27 protein-coding genes are annotated in these 23,743 nt (G+C 31.4%); 6 read left to right on the top strand and 21 right to left on the bottom strand.

Annotated features, from left to right (window positions below; genetic code table 11):
• Positions 1–121 precede the first annotated feature (121 nt).
• From OZJ21_RS05940 to lepB, 3 genes are all read left to right on the top strand, one after another.
• Positions 122–553: a MarR family winged helix-turn-helix transcriptional regulator gene (locus tag OZJ21_RS05940; protein WP_003700220.1), complete on the top strand. Its 432-nt coding sequence runs from the start codon at positions 122–124 to the stop codon at positions 551–553.
• A 98-nt stretch (positions 554–651) separates the two neighbouring features.
• On the top strand, positions 652–1,524 hold the full coding sequence (locus tag OZJ21_RS05935; protein WP_223657354.1) for a DegV family protein: 873 nt from the start codon (positions 652–654) through the stop codon (positions 1,522–1,524).
• A gap of 142 nt (positions 1,525–1,666) precedes the next feature.
• On the top strand, positions 1,667–2,254 hold the full coding sequence (gene lepB, locus OZJ21_RS05930) for a signal peptidase I (protein ID WP_003707777.1): 588 nt from the start codon (positions 1,667–1,669) through the stop codon (positions 2,252–2,254).
• 224 nt (positions 2,255–2,478) lie between these two features.
• On the opposite strand, the gene OZJ21_RS05925 is transcribed toward lepB, so the two are convergent.
• A complete protein-coding gene (locus OZJ21_RS05925) occupies positions 2,479–2,928 on the bottom strand; it encodes an ASCH domain-containing protein (RefSeq protein WP_003706289.1) in 450 nt (149 codons plus the stop codon).
• Between the two features lie 58 nt (positions 2,929–2,986).
• Positions 2,987–4,240: a serine hydroxymethyltransferase gene (glyA, locus tag OZJ21_RS05920; RefSeq protein WP_003704645.1), complete on the bottom strand. Its 1,254-nt coding sequence runs from the start codon at positions 4,238–4,240 to the stop codon at positions 2,987–2,989.
• Positions 4,241–4,362: 122 nt separating this feature from the next.
• On the opposite strand from glyA, the gene OZJ21_RS05915 reads away from it, so the two are divergent.
• The gene (locus tag OZJ21_RS05915) at positions 4,363–5,202 is read left to right on the top strand and encodes a metallophosphoesterase (RefSeq protein WP_003710143.1); all 840 of its coding nucleotides are present in this window, start codon (positions 4,363–4,365) and stop codon (positions 5,200–5,202) included.
• A gap of 141 nt (positions 5,203–5,343) precedes the next feature.
• Positions 5,344–6,243, top strand: coding sequence for a DMT family transporter (locus OZJ21_RS05910; RefSeq protein WP_268857570.1), 900 nt, complete (start codon positions 5,344–5,346; stop codon positions 6,241–6,243).
• Positions 6,244–6,281: 38 nt separating this feature from the next.
• Here OZJ21_RS05910 and OZJ21_RS05905 read toward each other — a convergent pair whose 3' ends face one another.
• The 17 genes from OZJ21_RS05905 to OZJ21_RS05825 all read right to left on the bottom strand — a co-directional run bounded on the left by OZJ21_RS05905 (position 6,282) and on the right by OZJ21_RS05825 (position 21,386).
• Positions 6,282–7,490: an ABC transporter permease gene (locus OZJ21_RS05905; protein WP_087448701.1), complete on the bottom strand. Its 1,209-nt coding sequence runs from the start codon at positions 7,488–7,490 to the stop codon at positions 6,282–6,284.
• On the bottom strand, positions 7,474–8,370 hold the full coding sequence (locus OZJ21_RS05900; RefSeq protein WP_113895655.1) for an ABC transporter ATP-binding protein: 897 nt from the start codon (positions 8,368–8,370) through the stop codon (positions 7,474–7,476). The genes OZJ21_RS05905 and OZJ21_RS05900 overlap by 17 nt, the downstream gene beginning before the upstream one ends.
• Positions 8,371–8,462: 92 nt before the next feature.
• Complete coding sequence (locus OZJ21_RS05895) at positions 8,463–9,068, bottom strand: GNAT family N-acetyltransferase (protein WP_003710148.1); 606 nt, start codon at positions 9,066–9,068, stop codon at positions 8,463–8,465.
• 370 nt (positions 9,069–9,438) lie between these two features.
• Entirely contained in the window at positions 9,439–9,714 is a 276-nt protein-coding gene (locus tag OZJ21_RS05890) for an HU family DNA-binding protein (RefSeq protein ID WP_081534554.1), read from the bottom strand.
• Between the two features lie 120 nt (positions 9,715–9,834).
• Complete coding sequence (gene der / locus OZJ21_RS05885) at positions 9,835–11,145, bottom strand: ribosome biogenesis GTPase Der (RefSeq protein ID WP_081534556.1); 1,311 nt, start codon at positions 11,143–11,145, stop codon at positions 9,835–9,837.
• A gap of 85 nt (positions 11,146–11,230) precedes the next feature.
• A complete protein-coding gene (gene rpsA / locus OZJ21_RS05880; protein WP_268857569.1) occupies positions 11,231–12,424 on the bottom strand; it encodes a 30S ribosomal protein S1 in 1,194 nt (397 codons plus the stop codon).
• Positions 12,425–12,678: 254 nt separating this feature from the next.
• Positions 12,679–13,095: an arsenate reductase ArsC gene (locus OZJ21_RS05875; RefSeq protein WP_095759697.1), complete on the bottom strand. Its 417-nt coding sequence runs from the start codon at positions 13,093–13,095 to the stop codon at positions 12,679–12,681.
• Positions 13,096–13,176: 81 nt separating this feature from the next.
• On the bottom strand, positions 13,177–14,451 hold the full coding sequence (gene dltD, locus OZJ21_RS05870) for a D-alanyl-lipoteichoic acid biosynthesis protein DltD (RefSeq protein ID WP_003700243.1): 1,275 nt from the start codon (positions 14,449–14,451) through the stop codon (positions 13,177–13,179).
• Between the two features lie 2 nt (positions 14,452–14,453).
• Positions 14,454–14,681: a D-alanine--poly(phosphoribitol) ligase subunit 2 gene (gene dltC / locus OZJ21_RS05865; protein WP_003701982.1), complete on the bottom strand. Its 228-nt coding sequence runs from the start codon at positions 14,679–14,681 to the stop codon at positions 14,454–14,456.
• Positions 14,682–14,701: 20 nt separating this feature from the next.
• Positions 14,702–15,904 carry a D-alanyl-lipoteichoic acid biosynthesis protein DltB gene (dltB, locus tag OZJ21_RS05860; RefSeq protein ID WP_268857568.1) on the bottom strand — a complete coding sequence of 401 codons (1,203 nt, stop codon included), beginning with the start codon at positions 15,902–15,904 and terminating at the stop codon, positions 14,702–14,704.
• Positions 15,904–17,430, bottom strand: a complete 1,527-nt coding sequence (gene dltA / locus OZJ21_RS05855) for a D-alanine--poly(phosphoribitol) ligase subunit DltA (protein WP_268857567.1) — start codon at positions 17,428–17,430, stop codon at positions 15,904–15,906. The genes dltB and dltA overlap by 1 nt, the downstream gene beginning before the upstream one ends.
• A 15-nt stretch (positions 17,431–17,445) precedes the next feature.
• Positions 17,446–17,595, bottom strand: a complete 150-nt coding sequence (locus OZJ21_RS05850; RefSeq protein ID WP_003706303.1) for a teichoic acid D-Ala incorporation-associated protein DltX — start codon at positions 17,593–17,595, stop codon at positions 17,446–17,448.
• A gap of 169 nt (positions 17,596–17,764) precedes the next feature.
• The gene (gene recO / locus OZJ21_RS05845) at positions 17,765–18,547 is read right to left on the bottom strand and encodes a DNA repair protein RecO (protein ID WP_003700249.1); all 783 of its coding nucleotides are present in this window, start codon (positions 18,545–18,547) and stop codon (positions 17,765–17,767) included.
• Positions 18,548–18,613: 66 nt separating this feature from the next.
• Positions 18,614–19,516: a GTPase Era gene (era, locus tag OZJ21_RS05840; RefSeq protein ID WP_069469267.1), complete on the bottom strand. Its 903-nt coding sequence runs from the start codon at positions 19,514–19,516 to the stop codon at positions 18,614–18,616.
• Between the two features lie 15 nt (positions 19,517–19,531).
• A complete protein-coding gene (locus OZJ21_RS05835) occupies positions 19,532–19,948 on the bottom strand; it encodes a diacylglycerol kinase (protein WP_003700252.1) in 417 nt (138 codons plus the stop codon).
• Complete coding sequence (ybeY, locus tag OZJ21_RS05830; protein WP_095842299.1) at positions 19,926–20,405, bottom strand: rRNA maturation RNase YbeY; 480 nt, start codon at positions 20,403–20,405, stop codon at positions 19,926–19,928. The genes OZJ21_RS05835 and ybeY overlap by 23 nt, the downstream gene beginning before the upstream one ends.
• Before the next feature lie 15 nt (positions 20,406–20,420).
• Entirely contained in the window at positions 20,421–21,386 is a 966-nt protein-coding gene (locus tag OZJ21_RS05825; RefSeq protein ID WP_095842298.1) for a PhoH family protein, read from the bottom strand.
• Between the two features lie 196 nt (positions 21,387–21,582).
• On the opposite strand from OZJ21_RS05825, the gene OZJ21_RS05820 reads away from it, so the two are divergent.
• The gene (locus OZJ21_RS05820; protein WP_095842297.1) at positions 21,583–22,431 is read left to right on the top strand and encodes an N-acetylmuramoyl-L-alanine amidase; all 849 of its coding nucleotides are present in this window, start codon (positions 21,583–21,585) and stop codon (positions 22,429–22,431) included.
• A gap of 51 nt (positions 22,432–22,482) precedes the next feature.
• On the opposite strand, the gene cmk is transcribed toward OZJ21_RS05820, so the two are convergent.
• Both cmk and OZJ21_RS05810 read right to left on the bottom strand, forming a co-directional pair.
• Positions 22,483–23,157 (bottom strand): (d)CMP kinase, encoded by a 675-nt coding sequence (gene cmk / locus OZJ21_RS05815; protein ID WP_003706313.1) that lies wholly within the window; start codon positions 23,155–23,157, stop codon positions 22,483–22,485.
• 31 nt (positions 23,158–23,188) lie between these two features.
• Entirely contained in the window at positions 23,189–23,740 is a 552-nt protein-coding gene (locus OZJ21_RS05810; RefSeq protein ID WP_095842078.1) for an SAG1386/EF1546 family surface-associated protein, read from the bottom strand.
• Between the last annotated feature and the right edge of the window lie 3 nt (positions 23,741–23,743).

The following is a 23,743-nucleotide window of genomic DNA, read 5'->3' as shown; positions in this document are numbered from 1 at the left end:
TTGCATGTACTTTGCATTTTATATTTTCAAATATTTTTTGATAGTACCAAAAAACATTTGAAATTTACTAATCTATGTAGCATAATATTTTACAGGATTACTGTGAAGTGAGGTTAGGACTATGAAGAGTACAAAAGAGAACCTTTTGATAGTAAGTAAAAGTTATCAAGCTTTATTACAAAAAAGAGCTAAACAAGTTAATTTAACGGTAGCTGAATGGCAACTATTAAGATTAATTGTTGAAGGCTACAATACACAACAACTTTTAGCTGAAAATACTAATTTAGATGTATCTACATTGAGTCGACAATTATCTAGACTTGATGCCAAGCGTTTAATTAAAAAAGAAGTAATAAGAACAGAAGAAAAGATTCGTTCTCGTCCAGCATCCTCATATTCACTAAATGAGGCAGGACAAGCAAGTTTAGATAAAATGAATCAAAAATTTGAAGAATTAAATCAACAAATTTTTGAACATTGGACAGATGAAGAAGATAACTTGCTAAAAATCTTACTAAATAGATTAGCAACACGCTTACAACAAATTAATTAATTAGGTATTTTTAAAATTTATCTTATCCTAGATAGTAAGTAGATATAATCTATGGTATGATAATAAATGTTATTATAAAAAAAGTAGGTGTACACTTTATGAAAATCGCTGTTGTTACTGATAGTACAGCTTATTTAGAACCTGAAGTGGCAGAACAATATGGAATTAAAGTTGTTCCTATTCCATTTATTATAGATAACAAGGTTTATAATGAAGGTATTGATATTACCACAGAAGAATTTTACAGCAAGTTAAAAACTTCAGAATCATTTCCAAGTACATCTCAACCTGCAATCGGAGAACTTATTAATTTATATACATCATTAGGAAATGAAGGTTATGATGCTGTAATTAGTATTCATTTGGCCGGAACAATTTCTGGCCTGGTTCAAACAATTGAAAATATCAGAGAGCAAGTTACAAATATTGATGTAATACCATTTGATTCGAAAATTACAGTTCGTTTGATGGGAAATCTTGCTATTGCTGCTGCTAAGATGGCACAAGCTAGGAAAGATGTTGATGAAATTATTTCAACTTTAGAATCACTACGAAGTACAATTAAAGAATATTTTGTTGTTGATGATTTGCAAAATTTGGTTCGTGGTGGACGTTTATCAAATGCTTCAGCTTTTATTGGTAGTGTTTTAAAAATAAAACCAATCTTAACTTTTGATGATGAATCAGATAAAATTGTAGCTTTTGATAAAGTTCGCTCAACTAAGCGTGCTTTAAAGCGTGTAGAGGACTTATTTGAAGAAAATATCAAAGATCGTTCTTATCCTTTGAGACTAATAGTTTTTCATGCTAATAACGAAGAAATGGCTATGGAATGGAAAGCTAAATTACAAGAGAAATATCCGGATTATCCAATTGACGTTAGTTACTTTGGACCAGTTATCGGAACTCATTTAGGTGAAAAGGCGCTTGCTTTAGGTTGGATGAAAGATATTGAAAAATTAGATTTTTAATATTCGAAAGCTAGAGCGGATGCTTTAGCTTTTTTATATATCATAAAAAGATTAAATTATGTTTTAAGTTATATGAACTTTTTTATTAATACGATATACTCTAGGTATCAGATTAACGTTAAAACAGAAAGGTGAGTTAGAAGTGAAAATATTGAAAGGTTGGGTTCTTCCCATCGCAATCGGCTTATTAGTTGGATTACTAATAAAAACTTTTGTATTTACAGTTGTTCGAGTAGACGGTATCTCGATGTTTCCTAATTTACAAGACAAAGAATTAGTTATGGAAATTCATCATGCTAAAATAAAACGAGATTCAGTGATTGTATTTGATGCGTATGGGGTAGATAAACGTCCAGATGTTGCTAAAAACGCACGTTATGTTAAAAGAGTTATCGCTTTACCTGGAGATAAGGTAGAATACAAGAATGACGGTACATTATATGTAAATGGTAAAAAAGAATCTCAAAGCTACATATCTAAGAAACAGCAAAAACAAGGTACATTAAACATTCAAGAAGCTGCTGTTGAAGAACAAGGTGTAGCATTGGGTACAGGAAAAATAATTACAGTTCCTAAAAATTCATATTTTGTCTTAGGCGATAATCGAGCTGTTTCAAATGACAGTCGTTATTATGGATTTGTTCCTAAAGATAAAGTTAATGGTGTTGCAAAAGTTCCGTTTTGGAATGACAAAAAAGATTTGATAAATTCGTATGATAAAAATGATTAATTTTATGGATAACGATTTTCTAGTTTGAAAATCGTTATTTTTTATCTGGGGCGGTTTCGGGGGACCTTTTTTCTTTTAATTGCACTTTCGATAATGTATATTATGTAAACTAGACAAACAAAAAAATAACAGGGAGCCCCTATTATTATGTAATTAGCTAATTTCAAGTATTTATTGAAATTACGCTAAAAATAGCGTCAATTAAGCAAAATTAACAGTATAATTTATTTTATGAGTTCAAAAACTTCACAAACAATTGGCGAAGAATCTGTAAAAACTTTGTTAGCAGATTTAAATTCTGCATTAAAAAACTTTACATGCGCATTATGCCAATATTCATATGAACGATTTCCTTCGCCTTCATGATATGCATGTTCAACCATAATTTGATTAAATGGTACAATTTCAACAACTTTAGTCTGTGTAACGCAAATTGGTAAATTTTGACTATCAAGAATTACATTATAATCGCCAACTTGTGGGATTCGTTCATTTTCTTCATATAATTCTAGTGCTGAAGATGTTGCTGTTTTTATGCCATTTTTGACTAAATCAGCTATATAATCAGCTGATTCTGGATCACCAAAGCTATATGCCTCATAATGACTAGATTGGCTAATACCATGATTATTACAAAAATCTGTCCAAAATTTTTCTATTAAACTGCTATTCATTGTTTTTCTCCTTATAAATAAAGATGTACATTGGAATAACGTACATCTCTTTAATTAATTATCTAATTGAATCTTCAGCATAAATTGGATGTGCATCTGTCAATTCTTTAACTTGACGTTTTACATCAGCTAAGACCTGTTCATCATCTTTATTTTCAAGAACTGTAAGAATTAACTTAGCAACTTGATATGAATCTTCCTCATTAAAGCCACGACTAGTAATTGCTGGTGTACCTATACGAATACCACTTGTTTTGAATGGACTAAGTGTTTCAAATGGAATTGAATTTTTATTAACCGTAATATTTACTTGATCAAGTAATTTTTCAGCTTCTTTACCATTTAAACCAAAGTTTCTAACATCTAATAGTAAAAGATGATTATCTGAACCGTTAGATACTAAGCGAGCTTTTTCATTATCAGCAAAGCATAGTGCCATTTCTTGAGTATTTCTGATAATTTGTTCACCATATTCTTTGAATTCAGGTGTTAATGCCTCACCAAAAGCAGCTGCTTTACCAGCTATAACATGTTCCAATGGCCCTCCTTGAGTTCCTGGGAAAACATTACTGTTTATTTTTTTAGCTAAATTTTCATCATTAGTTAAAATCATTCCTCCACGTGGACCACGGAGTGTCTTATGTGTAGTAGTTGTTGTAATATCAGCATAAGGAACAGGATTTGGATGAAGACCGACCGCAACTAAACCAGCAATATGAGCCATATCAACCATTAATTTTGCCCCTACTTCATCAGCAATTTCTCTGAATTTAGAGAAATCAATAATTCGAGAGTAAGCACTGGCTCCTGCAACAATTAATTTAGGCTGATGTTCACGTGCTAATCTAGCAATTTCATCGTAGTCTAGCATTTCAGTCTTTTTATCGACACCATAACTAACAAAATTATATGTCTTTCCACTAAAGTTAACTGGAGAACCATGAGTTAAATGACCACCAGCAGCTAAGTCCATGCCCATGATGGTATCGCCAGGCTCTACCAAACTCATATAAGCAGCAGCGTTTGCTTGAGAACCTGAATGAGGTTGAACATTAACATATTTAGCACCAAAAAGTTGTTTTGCACGATCGATTGCTAAATTTTCTACAACATCAATAAATTGACATCCGCCATAATAACGGCGTCCAGGATAGCCTTCAGCATATTTATTAGTCAATACACTTCCTTGAGCGTCTAAAACGTTCTTTGAAACAATATTTTCAGAAGCAATTAACTCTATGTTGTTTTGTTGACGTTGTTCTTCGTTTGCAATGGCTTGCCATAATTCAGGGTCTAATTTCTTAAAATCCATGCGGCAATCCCCCTTCTTAACTTGATAAGTTAATTTTAGCATAAAAATTATATATTATCATTTGCTTTTTATCTAAATTACACCTATAATCTAGCTATTATTCAAATAGGAGAATGGGAATTATGAAAATTGCAATTTCTAGTGATAATCATTTAGATGTAAATCGACAAGATCCTGATGAAATTGTGTCCTTACAAGCTAATTATTTAAACGAACAGAATGTGGAATATTATCTTTTTGCTGGAGATATGTTTAATGATTTTCAAAAGACAAAGAGCTATTTTGAAAAATTAAATACCTTAATTACTGGGAAAGCTTATTTTATTGCTGGTAATCATGACATGCTGAAAAACATAACCTTTGCAGGACTAGAAAATAATAATATCTCTGATTTTTATCTGCATAATGCTTACATTGATATTCCTAATACTGATTGGCGTATCATTGGAAACAATGGATGGTATGATTATAGTTTCTCCCCTACTTTGACCGAGGATGAGATTAAGCGTTGGAAAAATACTTATTGGATTGATGCTGGTATAAACCAACCAATATCGGATAATGAGCGTGAGCAATTAGTTTTACAGCAATCTAGACAACAATTTGAATTAGCCAAACAAGCTAAAAAGAAAGTGATATTTGTAACGCATTTTGTACCTAATAGTAAAGCTTTATGGTCAAAACCTGCTACTTTAAAGAGTGACAAAGAAATTCGTATTTTTAAAATGGTAAATGCTCTTTTAGGTAGTCAACATTTAGGCAAGTTAATTCAAGATTATCCTGAAATTAAATATGTATTTTATGGACATGTACACGGTTGGCATGAACCTTTCCAAATAGCAGGTACGTCTTATCTTAACCAAGCTGTTGGTGTAAGAAAGAAAAAACGCAAATATCATGAATGGCAAAAAGATACTTTTATGGATCAATGGAAGTATCGGATGAACATTATTAATATCTAAAATAATGATGAACTAGTGAAAGTATTTTGAGATACTAATTTATATTTGAAATAATATTTAGTTAATTGAATTTTAATTGTTTATTCAAGTATTTTCCGTGTATAATAAGTGAGTATGTTTTTAGGAAGGAAATTTTTATCCATGGAAAATAAAAAAAGGTTTTGGACGATAATGATTATTATTTCCTGTACTTTCTGGGGAATATCTGGAATTTTTGCTAAATTCATTTTTAACCTGGATAGAAGTAATACACCTATATTTGTAAGTCAAATAAGAATGATTATAAGTGGTTTAGTGATACTATTTTTCAGTTGGTTAAATAAGGATAAGCCTATGGAAATTTGGAAAACTAAAAAAAGTAGTTTTACAATTATTATGTTTGGACTATTAGGTTTAATTCCAGTTCAATACTGTTATTTTGAAGCTATAAAATACGGTGATGCTTCAATAGCTACTATTCTTCAGTTTATAGGTCCTTTCTTTATACTGTTTTACTTAACAATTGTAAAACGTCAAGCGCCTAGAAGAATTGAAGTTATTTGTACAATTATTGCATTTATTGGTGTATTTATTCTTGCTACACATGGAAATATAAATCATTTAGCAATAACTCCACAAGTTTTGTTTTGGGGGCTTTTGTCAGCTATTGGAGTAGCCACTAATACTCTGATTCCCAAGTCATTAATTCATGAATTTTCTCCAACTGCCGTCACAGGCTGGGGATTACTAATTGCAGGAGTTGGATTATTTATTATCCATCCTCACGTTAGTGCTAGCATTTTAGCACCACAAGCTATTGTGCCATTATTATGTGTATTAGTAATTGGAACGATTATTCCATTTCAATTATTTACTAGTGCTTTACGCTATGTTAAGGCAACAACTGCAAGTATGTTAGATGCCTTTGAACCTATTTCAGCCACAATTGGTTCTATTTTAGTTTTTAATATGCATTTCTATTTAGCTGATATGATAGGTTCAGTTCTAATAATTTTAGCTGTTATCTTATTAAACTGGCAACCAAAAGGAAAAATCCAGTAAAAAAGACATTTTCTTTTTATCGAAAATGTCTTTTTTTACTATTTAAATTTCAATCCTCGTTTAAAATTCTTCCAGATTCCTACATCATCACTTTGAAGAATCAATCCAAAATATATTTTACTAATATAACTAGTCATTAGAGCTGTTATAGCAAATAGAATTACTAAAGAAATGCTGATTTCTACAATAGATACACTATTATCAATTACTCTAATTGGCATAAAGAATGATGATAGGAATGGTACATAAGATAATACTTTTACGATCATACTTGAAGGATTATTAATAAATACCATTGAACTCAAGAAAGATACAATGATTAGAATAGTAATTGGTTGAATTGCTTTACTTGTATCTTCAACTCTAACTACTAAAGCACCAAAGAATGCAGCTAAGATAGTATAGATAACAATTCCTAAAACAACATATATGAGATTGACAGAAACAAGATTTAATAAAATATCCCCAATCATATCTTTAAACTTAGATACCATGTCTAAATTGATAATAAATGGGTAGATAGCTATTCCACCAAGTAAGTAAATTCCTATATGAGTTAAAATAACTCCTAAAATACCTAAAATTTTACCATAGAAGTATTTAGTTGCTGACATACTTGAAAAAATAACTTCCATAATTTTGGTTCCCTTCTCAGCAGCGATCTCTTGAGCTGTAGTTGCTGCATAAGTAAGGATAACTATGTACATTAAGAAACTTAGTATCATATATGAAATAGATTGAACTGTTTTTTTATCAACTGCTTTTTTTGCTACGTGCTTCTTATATTCAGGTCGAATACTTAGCTGTTGAAGTTGCTGCTTATCAAGTCCAGCATTAATAATGTTTAAAGTAGCTTGTTTACTTTGAAGAATCTGCCTAATTTTAACTTCATCAGTAGAAGACATTTCATCATTTCCGTAGTAATTGGCAGAGATTTTCTGGCTATCAGATTTAATATAAACGTAGCCAACTATTTTGTCATCTTTCATAGCTTTCTTAGCGTCATCAACTGACTTATATTTCCAAGTAAATGTATCATGATGTTTTAATTGAGACTGTATCGTTTTATCAGTAGAAACAATAGCAATTTGATCATCAGGTGTCATCTTTGCGCCAAAGTAGCTAATAGTTGCTGATAAACCAATAAAAATGAATGGAGACAATACTAAGAATAAAAACGACCATGATTTAACTTGACGAATATAAGTTTCTTTAGCTACTAATAATAATTTATGCAATAGTCTCACCTGCTTTCATTTTAAAAATTTCATCTAAAGTAGGTGCTTCTTGATCGAAAGTTCTAATATATTCACCTTTAGTTAATAAAGAATACAATTCTTTTCCTGCTTGTTCATTATCAATTACTAAACGATAACTTCCATTTTTGGTTAGATTTACGGAAATAACATGCGGTAGATTTGCTAATTCTGTTTCAGTCATTGGAGTTCGTACGAAAATTCTCGTTAATCCAAAACTTTCTCTAACATCTTGAATTGATCCATCTAGAACTTTAAGGCCATTATTTATCATAATTACGTTATCGCAAAGTTCTTCAACGTTATTCATAGAATGATCAGAAAAAATAATTGTTGCTCCGCGTGCTTGTTCAGCAAGAATTACTTGCTTTAACAAATCTGTATTAACTGGATCTAAGCCACTGAATGGTTCATCTAGAATAATTAGATCGGGTTTATGTATTAATGTTGCAATTAACTGAATTTTTTGTTGGTTTCCTTTTGATAAACTTTTAATTTTATTATTCATTTTACCAACTACCTGAAGTCTATCTAACCATTTTGGTAGTTCAGATTTCACTTCAGCAGTAGACATACCCTTCAAATTTGCTAAATATTTAATCTGAGAATAAACCGTTAATTTAGGCATTAGGCTACGTTCTTCCGGTAAATATCCGATATTAGCATAACTATTTTCGTCAATACGTTTATCATTGAAAGTAATATTACCACTGTAATCTATAAAATTTAGAATAGAATGGAAGGTTGTCGTTTTTCCTGAACCGTTTTTGCCAATAAATCCAGTTATCTTACCAGCAGGAGCAGAAAATGAAATATTTTTTAGTACATTTTTACTACCAAAACTTTTGTTAAGATTAGTGATTTTAAGCATATTTTAATACCTCCTTAAGTTAAATTTTACTCTAAAAATAGATGTAAACAAATAAAAAAAGTTTTCTAATCAAAGAAAACTTTTTAAACATATTATACATTACCATAGATGAAGAAAGTTACAGGCTTATGATCTTTTATTGCATAAAAACAAGATGATTTCTTCATAGCTTTTCGTTTTAATCCTTTATGTTCATAAAATTTATATGCACAACCAGTATCTGTATGCAAAAAGTAGGATTTTAAGTGTTGTTTCTTCAAGTATATTTCAAACTGATGATATAACTTGCTACCTATACCATATCCACGAAATTCTGGACTGACAACAAATAAATTCAATTCAGCATCATAATTCTTGGGAAGTTTTTCTTCCAATGTTTGTAAAATTTGTTCTTCACCTTCCCAATTTTGTACAACTTCTTCTTGAGGAATAAAAAATTGCTTTATTTTTAGCCAGATACTACGCATAATTACGTTCCAATTGCGATGTTCTTTTTGTAAATTTGCTGCTATAAGAACTCCAGCAACCTTTCCATCAACTGTAGCAACACGAGCGTAACTTGCATTAGTCATACATTCTAGAAAATACATTCTACTTTCTAGTAGTTCATCATTCTCGCCATCAAAATTCCAAGTCTTATTCAATATCTGGGCTATATCACCTTCATCAGACTCATTTAATGGACGAATTTTTATCATTATAAATCTCTCCTTACCCTTGAATAATATTACTCTAACATTGATAACGTTTTTAATTCAAGAATAAGAAATACTTTTATTTAATTTCTTTAGGAATTCTTTTAATTTTGACTATACTTTGTTTACAATTTTTATGTATGCTATACTTATAGCAAGAAAGGGATGATTAATATGCTACTTAATTTATTAGGCTTTGTATTATTACTTATGACTAGTGTCGTTTTAGGAATTTTGGTATGGAATACTCGTATAAATCAACCAAGTCAAGTGACTGTGCGCATTAAGGATAATAATTATGATTCTAAAAAGTAAATATTATATAAAAAAACAGGTAATGAGTTAAAAATCATTACCTGTTTCTTATTTAATCTTATTTAACAGCGTCTTTCAAAGATTTACCTGGCTTAAATGCAGGAACTTTGCTTGCTGGAATTTCGATTTCTTCTCCTGTTTGTGGGTTGCGACCCTTACGAGCTGCACGTTCACGTACTTCGAAGTTACCAAAACCGATTAATTGTACCTTTTCACCGCCAACTAATGCGTCTTGAATTGTTTCAAAAACTGCGTCAACAGCAACTGTTGCATCTTTCTTAGTTAAACCTGTCTTTTCTGCAACGCGTTCAATCAATGCTGCTTTGTTTGCCATGTATTCCACCTCCTCAGAGAATGTCATACTCAAATCACAAAATGTAATTTAGTATCCTTTACTAGGATAGCATAGAAAGCCTATGATATCAATGTTTTTGAATTATTTGTATAATAATAATTATTTTCTTCTGCGTTCAATGATATGAATTGGAGTACCTTCAAAGTCAAAAGCTTCACGAATTTGATTTTCTAAGAATCGTTCATATGAAAAATGCATTAATTCTGGATCATTTACGAAAATTACAAATGTAGGTGGCTTAATTGCTACTTGAGTTGCATAGTAAATTCTTAATCTCTTACCATTATCTGTTGGTGTTGGATTATGTGCAATTGCATCCATTACAACATCATTTAGAACAGCAGATGAGATACGTTGTTCATGATTATCATTTACACGCTTAATTAACTCAGGAAGTTTATCAAGTCGTTGCTTTGTTTTAGCAGATACAAAAACAATTGGAGCATAACTTAGATATTGGAATTCTTGTCTAATAAGATTTTCAAAGTCAGACATTGTTTTGTTGTCCTTTTTCAAAGTATCCCATTTATTAACAACAATAACAATTGCTCGTCCAGCTTCATGAGCATATCCAGCTACGTGTTTATCTTGTTCACGAATACCTTCTTCAGCGTTTAATACCACACATACCACATCAGATCTATCAATAGCACGCATAGCACGTAAAACTGAATATTTTTCAGTATTTTCGTAAACTTTACCTTTCTTTCGAATACCAGCTGTATCAATCATAGTATACTTTGTACCATCTTCAGTTTCAAAGCGAGTGTCAATTGCATCTCGAGTTGTACCTTCAATGTTTGAAACAATAACTCGATTTTCACCTAAAATAGCATTAACTAATGAAGATTTACCAACATTTGGACGTCCAATAAAACTAAATTTAATGGAATCATCTTCTTCGTTAATTGCATCTTTAGGAAATTCTTTAATAATTTTATCAAGCAAATCACCAGTACCAATACCGTGAGTACCAGCAACTGGAATTGGTTCACCAAAACCAAGTGAGTAAAAGTCGTAAATATCAGCTCTTAATTCAGGATTATCTACCTTATTAACGGCTAGAACTACTGGTTTATCGGTACGATATAAAATCCTTGCAACCTTTTCGTCTGCATCTGTAACTCCTTCTTTAACACTAACTACAAAGATAATTACATCAGCTTCTTCGATTGCGATTTCTGCTTGCTCAGTAATTTGAGTTAAAAATGGTTCATCACCAATATCGATACCACCTGTATCAATTAAGTTGAAAGGATGTCCCAACCATTCAGTACGAGCATAAATTCTATCTCTTGTAACACCAGGTGTATCTTCAACAATAGAAATTCTCTCCCCGGCTAATCGATTAAAAATTGTTGATTTTCCAACGTTAGGTCTACCAACAATTGCTACTACTGGATTTACCATATAATTCGCCTCCTATATTCTATAATCATTAAAAAAGAGCGGAAAGTAATTCCACTCTCTAAGTTAAAAGTTAATTTTTAACAAATTATTGTTCGTCTTTTAATTGGTCACCAACAATGTCACCCAAAGTAAATCCTGTATCTTCTTCAGGAATTTCTACTTTTTCTTCCTTCTTAGGAGCTACTTCTTTCTTTTCAACTGCTGGTTTTTCTTGTAATGCTTTAATAGATAAAGCTAGACGATGATCTGCTGCGTCAACGCTCAATACTTTAACTTGAACTTTTTCGCCAGAAGTTAATACTTCGTTAGGTGTAGCAATGTGCTTGTGTGAGATTTGAGAAATGTGTACTAAACCTTCAACACCTGGTAATACTTCAACAAATGCACCGAAACTTGTAAGACGCTTAACTGTACCTTCAAGAACGTCACCTTCAGCAACTTGTTCAGGAACTTGTTCCCATGGTTCAGGTAATGTTTGTTTGATAGATAGAGAAATTCTACCTTTTTCTGCGTCTACAGAAAGAACCTTAACTTTAACTTCTTGTCCAACTTTCAATGCATCAGCAGGTTTGTTTACACGTTCGTAAGAAATTTCAGAAACGTGAACTAAACCATCAACACCACCAAGGTCAATAAATGCACCAAAGTTTGTTAAACGAGCTACCTTACCTTCAACTACGTCACCAGCAACAAGTTTTTCCATAACAGCTTGACGCTTAGCTTCACGTTCAGCTTGTACTAATTCTTTACGAGATAAGATTAAGCGGTTATCACTTGGTTCGATTTCAACAATCTTAAGTTCAAGTTCTTGACCTTTGAATTGGTTTAAATCTTCAACAAAGTGGTCAGATACCATTGATGCAGGTACAAAACCACGAACACCAGCATCAACAACTAAACCACCCTTTACAACTTGTGTAACAGGAGCCTTGATAGTTTCGCCAGCTTTGAACTTATCTTCAATTTCGTTCCACACTCTACGTGCTTCTAAACGACGTTGAGACAATAAGTAGCTTCCACCTTCTTTATCTGACCCAATGCGAGCAATAACAACTAAATCTAACATGTCACCAGCTTTGTATGTGTCAGCAACTTTATCAGCATTTACGCTTAATTCACGTACAGGTACAACACCTTCTACACCAGTGTTTTCGATACCAACGATAACTTGGTTAGATTCATCAATTGTTAATACTTCACCTTTAACAACGTCTCCAACTTTAACTTCTTTAACGCTGTTCAAAGCTTCTTCTAATAAGTTTGCTTCTGTTTCACTCATGGACAATGTCCTCCTTAACGACTATAACTATACATGTTATTTTAACTTAAATTAATAGCAAATTCCAGTCAAAATACACGATTTGTGACGTTTTGTTACCACAAAACATCTTTACTTATTATTATATCACTATCTTGTAATTTGAAAAATATAAAATTTAATAATTTTAAAACAAAATTGATACATTAGATTATTAATTAATATCAGTTATATCTTTGTAAAAATTTCACATATTGAGTATATGAGATTTGTTATTATTTAGCTAAAAGTTCATTTTTGGAAATTCTTTCTGATAAATTAAGTATATTATCATGGATAAGGTGGATTGTTTTTAGAAATTCAGCATCCTCTTTTCCAGTAGGATCATCTAGTCCCCAATCTTCCCTGTATTTGCATGGTATTACAGGACAATTAACATTGCAGCCCATTGTAATTACTATATCTACTTGTGGTAGTTCAGATAATAACTTGGAAGACTGTGTTTCTTCCATATCAATTTGATATATTTCTTTTATTAAACGAACTGCATCCTGGTTAATTTGAGGTACTGTCTCAGTTCCAGCAGAAAAACTTTCAAAAACATCTGCAGCGAGATATTTACCTAGAGCTTCTGCTATTTGACTACGACAAGAATTATGAACACATATAAATGCTACTTTAGGTTTCTCCATAGTAAGTCCCACCTTTCAATAATATTTTACAATAAAAAAATAGAGAACTTGAAATAGTTTATTCAAGTCCTCTAATTTTTATTATTTAATAATATTGTTTAATTCTTGACCTTCAGCTTTTTGCCATTGATCACTGTAGAAATAGTTATTAATTTTGTAATTATTATTTTTATTAACTTTATCTTTACCATCTAAAAATGGTTTAACTGATTTATCCACGGTTAACCAACCATGCCAACCTAAGTGGATAGTATCTTGCATAAAGTATGGCTTGCCACCATCATTACTTAAATCAAGAATATTATTAAATCCTTGTTCACGTAATTGGTAAGTGACCTTCTTATCAAATTGACGAAGCATACTCTTTGATAATCCTGTATAGTTAGACCATTTTTCATTAACTGGTGGAATTATAAAGAGAACATCATTATTATTTTCAGCGAATTGGTTCAATACCAATTGGAAATCTCCAAATTCTGGTGAAGATACGTAGTCAAAGTTACTTTGTTCACCTTTTAAACGTTTATACTTATCTTTTAACTCTCGATTCCAAAACTTATTAGAAATACCAAAATCATTGTTAGTAGTTGCTTTCTCACCTAACTTAGTTGCTAAAGATTCAAGTTCTGCGTTGTCTTCTTTAGCTGGTAGTTTCTTACTAGCTTTCTTAATTTTCTTAACCCTATTTTTTAAAGAAAGAGTTGAGAAAAATTGATCTTCATGAGTTAACTGATTATATTTCAAATCAAGATAAGTTTTTTGAGTAGCCGAAAGTTTTTTACCATTAGCAATTTGTTCAATACAATCTTTCAAAAAAGAATCTGAATGATTTTTTTGTATTTTTAACAATCTTTGCGCAGCATATCTATCCATTTTAGAATTATTTGCTTGTCTTAACCAAGTAACAGCTTCTAAATTTGAATAGTACATAGAGAAAGCAGCAGGATTTATTCCTTGCTTAACAAACCATTGTGGAGAAATAATGAAAACAACTTTTTTATTTTTTAATTCATTATTAACACCTTGCATTCCCCAGAATTGTGTTAATGATTGTGAACCAGCTGCTCCCAGTAAAAATGGTTGATAATCTCGATGATATCTCAAAGCCATTGATGCTGGATGGAAGGCATCCATACGGGATAATTCTGAAGAACCCATGAAAGGTACATAATTTTGTTCAAAGGCTGCTTTTTTTACAGCAGTTCCTTTGAAAATATTATTTGATTGTGACAAAGAAGCTTCATGAATTTCTTCAGAATCTGGTTTGGTAAAGTTAAATGGTGTTACTAAAACTACTGCCAATAAGACTGCTGCTAATACTAGTGGTCCAAATATTAGAAATAGTTTTTTCTTCATGATTAGTTATTTTCAACCTTTGCAATAATTTTATTAGGTGTATCCCATTCGCTACGTTCAAATTCAGAAACAGGTACATCAACACCTAATTGTGTTTGCAATTCTAGCAATAATTGAACAGTTGCCATTGAGTCTAATAAACCTGTTTCAAACAAGTTTACATCTAAGTCTTTCTTTACTTCGTCACTACCTGTTAAGTCTTCTAAAATATCTAAAACTGTATCTTTCATTTTTAAAAACCTCTTTCAAATTATTTATTCATAAAAAATAGTTCATTTAAAAATCCTGAGAAAATTAAGAAACTAAAACAAACAACATTGAATGTTAGGAACATTGCAAAGTATTCAGTGAATTTATTACTTGGAATTGACTTGCGATGTTTCTTTTTAAATCTTAGCCAAGCATCATTAATAATGATTGCACACGCATGGAAAATACCATAAACAATATAGTACCAGGTTACACCATGCCAGAATCCCATAATTAAGAATAAAGTTAGGTAACCAATGTTGGCCATTGCTATTCTACTTTTAACAAGTTTATTCTTCATCATGAAGAAAACTAGTCTCATATAAATGTAATCACGGAACCAAAATGATAAAGTCATATGCCATCTATTCCAGAAATCTTTAATATTCTTGGACTTAAATGGTTGATTAAAGTTCATAGGGGTCTCATATCCCATGATGTAACTTGTACCAACTGCAAATAAACTGTATCCTGCAAAGTCAAAGAATAAGTCCATGGAATATACATAAGTATAAGCAACTAACCACCAAGAAATGCCACCATGTCCTAAAGCATGAATTCTTACTATTGGTAATAAGTATGATCCCCAGAAATAAGCTAACAAGAATTTATATAGGAATCCTAAAAAGATATAATGCACACCTTTTTCTAAAAGTGATAAATACTTATCTCTTTCTGGAACGGCATCGTAATCTTTTTTAAATCTTCTAAAACGATCAATAGGACCTGAAGAGATTGTTGGGAAAAATAAAATAAAATGCAATGTTTCCCATAACCCTAATTCTTTGATAATTCCATCTCTAATTTCCATAATCATACCAACAGTTTTAAAGGTTAAGTAACTAATACCTAAAAATCCGATGATCGATTCCTTACCTGCATCTATCGCAGGTGTTATTTTCACAATAACTAATGGCAGAATAGATAAAATAACTGCTAAAACAAAGATAACACCACTATTTTTCTTTTTCCGATAATTGAAATAACCAAAAGTTAGTATCATTTCGTAAATGATGTAACAGATCAACATTAACCCTTGCCACCATTTATCACCACCAAAGGTTAATACTAGAAAAGCAAGTGTTACCAGAGTTTCATACCATTTGAAGCGACGACCATATAATATGCCTATCATTATTGGTAATAAAGCGACTGCTAAGTAACCAAAATAAGTTGGGTTTTGATATGGTTGCAAATTTAACATTATTTATTGACCTCTTTCATTAAAGACTTACGATCAATTTTACCATTATTTGTTAATGGTAATGAATCTACATAGATAAATCTTTGAGGCATCATATAGCTCATCATTGTTTCATTTAATTCTTTTTTGATTGCTTGAGTTAATTTGAATTCATCTTCAAAATCATTTTCTTTAGCTACGACATAAGCAATCAATTGTTGAACTTTATGATTTTTATCGTATTTTGGAACAGTTGTTGCTTGAGATACCAAGCTAACTCTATCGAGATGATGATCAACATCTTCAAGTTCGATACGGAATCCATGTAACTTAACTTGGAAATCGATACGACCCTTGTATAACAATTGACCATTCTCATCAAATTGCCCTAAATCTCCAGTACGATAAGCTTTTTGACCTTGGAAATCAATAAACGCTGCTTGAGTTTTTTCAGGATTATTGATATATCCTTTAGATACACTTGGTCCTAAAATAACAATTTCTCCAGCTTCTCCTGCAGCAACTTCTTTTAAGTTATCATCTAGCAATACAATCTTTGTATCATCTTTTGTTATACCAATTGGTAAACGTGGATAATCATTTAAAACTTGTTCTGTTATCTCAACTTGTGTAACAGCGACTGTCGTTTCAGTTGGACCGTAAGTATTAAAGATATGTCCATTAGGAAAACGAGTATGCAAGTTTTGCGCTGTTTGATGAGTTAATTCTTCACCACAGAATAGAAAATGTGTTAATTCTGGTAAATTTTCTTCATTAAATGCTGGATTTAACAAGCATAGATCCATGAAAGAAGGTGTTGAAACCCATTCATTAGCATGCAACTTTGGTAAAGTAGCAAATAATTCTTTAAAATTATCGGTTGTTTCTTTAGGAAGAACTAATAATTTTCCACCTCTAGTAAGAGTTGGATATAAGTCCATTACTGACAAATCAAAGGAATATGGAGGTTGAGAAATGCAGTTTACATCTTCTTTAATTCCAAAGTCTTTTTCCATCCAATCTAAGAAACTTAACAAATTATCATGGCTAATTTGTACACCCTTAGGTACACCAGTTGTACCAGATGTGAAGATAATATAGAAATTATCGTCTCCACTAACATATTTGTCTTCATTTATTACTACGTCGCCATTTGAAAAGATATCTTCTAACTTAGCTTGATCTACAATTGGTAAACTTTCAAGGCCGTTAAAACCTTCTGGAAGTTCTTCAACAGCAATACATGCAGCTGGTTTAGCGATGTCATTGATAACATTTAATCTTTCTACTGGTGAATGTGTATCAACAGGAATATAAGCATAACCAGCTTTAACAATTCCTAAAAATGTAGCAATCATATTAAAGTCTTGTCCACCAAAAACCATAATTGGATTTTTAGTATCTAAGTTTAACTGATTTAAATATGTAGCTAATTTATCAGAATAATTTTTTAAATCAGCATAAGTATTTGTAGTGCCTAGATAGTCATAGGCGATTTTATTGGGAGAGGTAGTTCCCCAATTATCAATCTTTTTAATAATATTCATTAATATATCTCCTAACTAAAATTCGTTATAGATGAAGTGTGGTTGATCGATACCACTATAACTGTATAGGTAAACTAATGCTGCTAAAATTAAAAAGTAAAAGATGGTTCTACCTACAAATTTAACTGCATCTTTTTGCATTAGCTCTCCTAATCTCTCTCGCATTCCCCTCATACCTCCCTAAAATCAAGGATAAGACAAATTTTAACTTTTGTCTTTTCAATTAATAAGATTACAACTTTTACAGAAATATTACAACACTATAATTCTTAAAATTATCTTATGTTTATAGGATAGTATTTATAATATTGACAATCAATTAATAATTGTTAACTTAATCTTTTTTCAATAAATTATTCTCGACTTTTGTCATTTTATCAATGAAACTACGTGCTTTTACATAGATACCTACTTGGTTATCATAAATCTCATTTAATGTTAATTTTAACCTTTTTTTAGTATCTGCATTAACTTTAATTGAGTTAAGATAGTTTAAATCTACAATACTAAATTTGCGTAAATAATACATTGTCCTTTGATCTAAATTTAACCTATTCTTATCCATATACCAGTGTTTTCGACATAAAATACCACCATAACTTTCAGAATAATCAAATTGGCTTTGAGTCTCTCCACAAATAACGCAAGATCGCCAATTAGGCTGTACCCCAAATTTCCCTAATAATTGAACTTCTATAATATTAGTAATAATTTGAGCATCAAATCCATCGTTGATTAAGCTTAAAGCTTTCAATACCTTCTCAAACCATAAAGTATTGGTTACATCAATAGAATCTTCAAAAGCAGCTTTAACAAGTTCTAAAATGTAAGTTGCATAGGCATTTAAAATAATATCCTGATTAATACTTTGAAATTGATCAATACCCTTTGTTGCGGTTATAAAAGATAGTCCTTCACTATTAATACTTCCTATGTATGTTCCATGCGTAAATGGCAAAATTGCTGCTCCCAATTTAAATCCACGCTTTCTAACGCCTCTAACAAAGAAAGTTTTGAATCCATACTTATCGGTAAACATAGTAACAAGCATATCTCGTTCACGATAATTTTTTCTTTTAGTAACAATTGCCGAAAATTCCACATTCTTGTAAATCATATTTCCATGCACCTACTTACAAAAAAAGCGAAGAAGATTTTCTTCAACGCCTTATTATGTTAATTATTAATAATCATCTTGTTTATAGCCAAGTGCTTGTAAATCTACTTGTCTATCTTTCCAGTTGGGTTGTACTTTAACCCATAATTCTAAATAGACTTTATCACCAAGCATTAATTCAATATCTTTACGTGCTTTAACACCAATTTGTTTAAGCATCTTACCACCTTTCCCGATGATAATACCCTTTTGACTGTTTCTTTCTACTACAATTGTAGCTTGAACTAAAACTTTTTCATCATCTTCGCGATGGATTCTATCTACAACAACAGCTACTGAGTGTGGGACTTCTTCACGCGTTAATTCTAAGACTTTTTCACGAATCAACTCACCAGCGATAAATCTTTCAGGATGATCAGTAATTTGATCAGCAGGATAGTACTGTGGACCTTCAGGCAAAGTATTTACCAAAGATTCAATTAATTCTGGGCAGTTATTTCCTTCCAAAGCAGAAATAGGAAATACTTCTGCATAGTCCAAAGTATTGCGATAGTCATCCATTATTTGTAATAACTTATCTGGATGAATTTGATCAATCTTATTTATTACTAAATAAATAGGTTTTTTAACATTCTTCAAACGTTCAATGATGAAATCATCACCACGACCACGTTTTTGAGTTGCATTTACCATGAATAATACAGCATCAACTTCATTTAAAGTGGATAATGCAGATTCTACCATGAAGTCACCTAAACGACTGTGTGGCTTATGAATACCAGGTGTATCAATGAAAACAATTTGTGCATTGTCCTCTGTATAGATTCCTTGAATTTTATTTCTAGTTGTTTGAGCTTTATCACTCATAATTGCAATTTTTTGCCCAACTACTCGATTTAAAAAGGTAGATTTACCAACATTAGGTCTACCTAAAATTGCTACAAAGCCAGAATGAAAATTATTTTGCATTAATTAAAAGTCCTTTCAAAATGTTAATATCCAAAAATATATTCGTGGTAGAAAGATCATAGCTGCTACTAAAGTCGCAAAAATAGCTATTATCAAAACAGCTGCTGCTCCCATATCCTTAGCTTTTTTAGCTAACTTATTGGGTTTTAGATCAGTAGCTAAATCTACTACATTTTCAATCGCAGAATTAATAATTTCTGCTGTCAAAACTAAAGTGGCGCTAAGTAGTAACCACAACCACTCTACAATCGAAACTTTGAAAAATAAGCCTCCAATGATAACCATACATAAAGCAAAAACATCAAATCTGAAGTTACGTTCTTCATTAAAGACGGTTTGAACCCCTTTAATGGCATAAGTTAGTGATTTGATAAAACGACGATTCTTCCATTTAGTTACGTATTTCTTTTTATCTTTTGAGACCATAGGCATCTAAAATATCTCTCTGTAATTTGAACATAACTTTTTCGTCTTCAGCTTTCATATGATCATATCCATTTAAATGAAGGAAACCATGGACAGTTAAGAAACCAAGTTCACGATCTTCTGAATGACCTAAATATTCAGCTTGTTCTTTCACTTTATCCATTGAAATCATCATATCACCGATATTTTTAGGTTCTTCAAAATCTACATCGTCTGGTAAAATAATTGGAAGTTCATCAGGATCATCTTCCTCGATTGCAAAACTAATTACGTCTGTTGCTTTATCTACACCACGATATTTTAGATTTATCTCATGAATTTGTTCATTATTCATAAGAGTTACAGACATTTCTGTATCTTCTGGAAGTTCAAGATATTTTCCGGAAAACTCTAAAATATCCTTAACCAACTGAATTTTTTCAGTAGGTACACTATTAGTATCATCAAAAATTTCTAAATCCATTTATACCTTCCTTAGTTAATTATTGTTTTCATATGCACGGATAATTTCGGACACTACTGGGTGACGAACAACGTCATTAGCGTCAAAATTAACAAAAGCAATATGTGGTAAACCTTTTAAGCGATTCTCTGCATCTACTAAACCACTTTGACTATGTCCCTTCGGTAAATCGATTTGAGAAGCATCACCATTGACAATCATTTTAGAACCAAAACCTAAACGTGTTAAGAACATTTTCATTTGTGCTCTAGTAGTATTTTGAGCTTCGTCTAAAATTACAAATGCTTTATCTAAAGTACGACCACGCATGTAAGCTAGGGGTGCAATTTCAATAACGCCTCTTTCTATAAGACGTTCAACATGTTCTACACCTAAAATTGAATTCAACGCATCATATATTGGGCGAAGATAAGGATCAACTTTTTCTTTTAAATCTCCAGGCAAGAAACCGAGTGATTCACCTGCTTCCACAGCTGGTCTAGTTAAAATTAATCTATCTACTTCACGACGTTTTAATGCTGCCACTGCCATTACAACGGCCAAGTAAGTTTTACCTGTTCCGGCCGGTCCAATACCAAAGGTTAAATCATTATTTTTAATCATTTGTACATACTGACGTTGACTATAATTCTTTACCCTAATAGGTCGTCCAGCACGATCTTTCAATAATGTATTACTATATAAATCTTGGAAATATTCTAATGTTCCTTTTTCAGCCATTTTTACTGCAGAAACAATATCGGCTTCACTCAGATTTATCCCTTGATTTAATAATTTTACTAGCTCACTTAATATTTCTTGAGTTTCAATAATATCTTCTTGATTACCAGAAATTTTTATATAATCACCAAACGGGTTAATGGTTACATTTTTACTTTCTTCAAGGAGTTTTAAATAGCTATCATTTATCCCAAATAAAGCAGGTGCAATATTGGCATTTTTAAGATAAAAATCTTTTTCTACAACTTGTGATTCAGACAAGCCAAATCCCCCTTATAAAATACATATATATCGTTAATATAGCATACTTTAAAGATTAGGGCTAGATATTTATTCTTATAAAATTTTACTAAAGATGGACTATGTATTTATTATTTTTAACTAATCTGTAATTTATCATTGTCCAATCTTATCGTATAATTACTAACATATGAGACTTTACGGGAGTTAATGAACTATGAAAGATTATAAAAAAATTCTATTATCTCGAATAGATTTAAAAATCCTATACCTTATAATTATTATCCTATTTTCAATATTAACATTCAGAACTGTTCACTATATTCGTCAGGTACCACTGATTAATAAAGCAATTATATATCAATCTTATAACACATCTAGCAAAAACCTAGGTACTTTAAATATGGGCGATCGTGTTACAGTTCTTTCAACTAAATATCATTGGAAAAAGGTCAAAACTTCAGAGAGAGAAGTTGGTTGGATTCAAGATTGGAACTTTCAACAACAAAATAAAATTACTAGTTTATCAGATGCTACTATCGTAATCGATGCTGGACATGGTGGCTCTGATTCAGGTGCCCTATCTCGTACAAATAAAAATGAAAAGACATATACGCTTATCTATGCTAAAAAATTAGCAGAAAGATTAAGAAAGGCTGGAGCGATGGTCTATATGACTCGAGATGATGATAGTTTTGTAAGTTTGAATAGTCGGCCACAACTAGCAGAAAATGTACATGCGGATGCCTTTATTAGTATTCATTTTGACTCTGCTCCAGAAAATAACATGGGGTCAGGATATACTACTTACTATTATCACAAGAAAACGTCTTTGAGATTAGCACAAGACATTAACAGTAAATTAAAATACTTAAAATTAGAAAATCGTGGGGTTGAATTTGGTGATTTTCTTGTAATTCGTGAAAATACTGTACCAGCAGTTTTACTTGAAATGGGATATATTAATTCAGATAGAGATTTCGAAAGAATTACTTCTACTAGTTATCAAGATAGTGTTGCTGATGATATTAAACAAGGATTAGATACATATTTTGATCAAAACTAAAAAGTCAAAGAATATCAAAATTGGTATTCTTTGACTTTTATTTTTACATTATTAATGATTGCGTTCTTCAATAATATTCATAATTTCATTAACAACTTCATCAATTGTTAACGGTGTTGTGTCAACCTTAACAGCATCTTTAGCTTGAACTAATGGAGAAATCTTGCGATGAGAATCTTTATAGTCTCTTTCAGCAATTTCTTTTTCAAGCACTTCTAACGGTGTATCAATACCCTTAGCAACATTTTCTTTATATCTTCTTAATGCTCTTTGTTCAACACTAGCAACTAAGAAGATTTTTACTTCAGCATTTGGTAATACTGTTGTACCAATATCACGACCGTCCATAACAATACCACCGTTATCAGCAATTTCTTGTTGGCGATGAGTTAAGTCTTGTCTAACACTTGGTTGTGCCGAAACTAACGATACATTATTAGTGATTTCTGGAGTACGAATAATTTGTGTAACTTCTTCTCCATTAACAAAAACTTTTTGTTCAGGTTCAGCCGGTACAAATTCCAATTTGAAATCTTGTAATAAGTTCTTTAAAGCTGCGTCATCATCTAATGAAATATTTGCCTTTAATGCAGCATAAGTCACAGCACGATACATAGCTCCAGTATCACAATAAATATATCCTAATTTCTTAGCTACTAATTTAGCTACAGTACTCTTACCAGCAGAGGCAGGTCCATCAATTGCTATTTGTAGTTTTTTAACCACTTAATTCCAACTCCAATATTTGTTCTTTTTATTATTTAACACGTACTTGTTGTCCAGGGTTTAAGTTTGAGCCCATACCTGGATTTAATTGTAATAATTGATCAACAGTTAGACCATTATTAACAGCTACTCGATAAATTCCTTGTCCAGAAGAAATTGTTACGTATTTAGCTTCGCTATTGCTAGAGCTAGAAGAACTACTAGATTCACTAACAGTACTTTCTTGACTATCAGTAGTAGTTGTATCTTCAGTTGCATCTACGCTTTTAACAGATGATTTATCTTTGGTATTACTTTTCTTTTTCTTACTAGTAGCAGTTTTTTCCTTCACACTAGCCTTTTTACTTGTAACCACTGTATTAATTTGAGAGCTACTAGCAGGCTTAGATTCAGATTTCTGTGATACAAAATACAATGCAATTGTTCCAATAACTATCACTATAAAAATGATTAGAAGTGATGTTGTCAACATTGTATTATTTTTGGCATTTCTACGATTTGCTGTTCGTGAATAGTTACCCTGTTCATCACGATCTTCTTCAAATGTCTTTTCCCAAGGTTTTTCATCATTTTTATTATTCATTCA

Source organism: Ligilactobacillus sp. UO.C109, from assembly GCF_026847815.1.
Taxonomy (GTDB): domain Bacteria; phylum Bacillota; class Bacilli; order Lactobacillales; family Lactobacillaceae; genus Ligilactobacillus; species Ligilactobacillus salivarius.
Note: the sequence above shows the minus strand (reverse complement) of the source record. Positions and strands in the feature narration are given on the sequence as shown.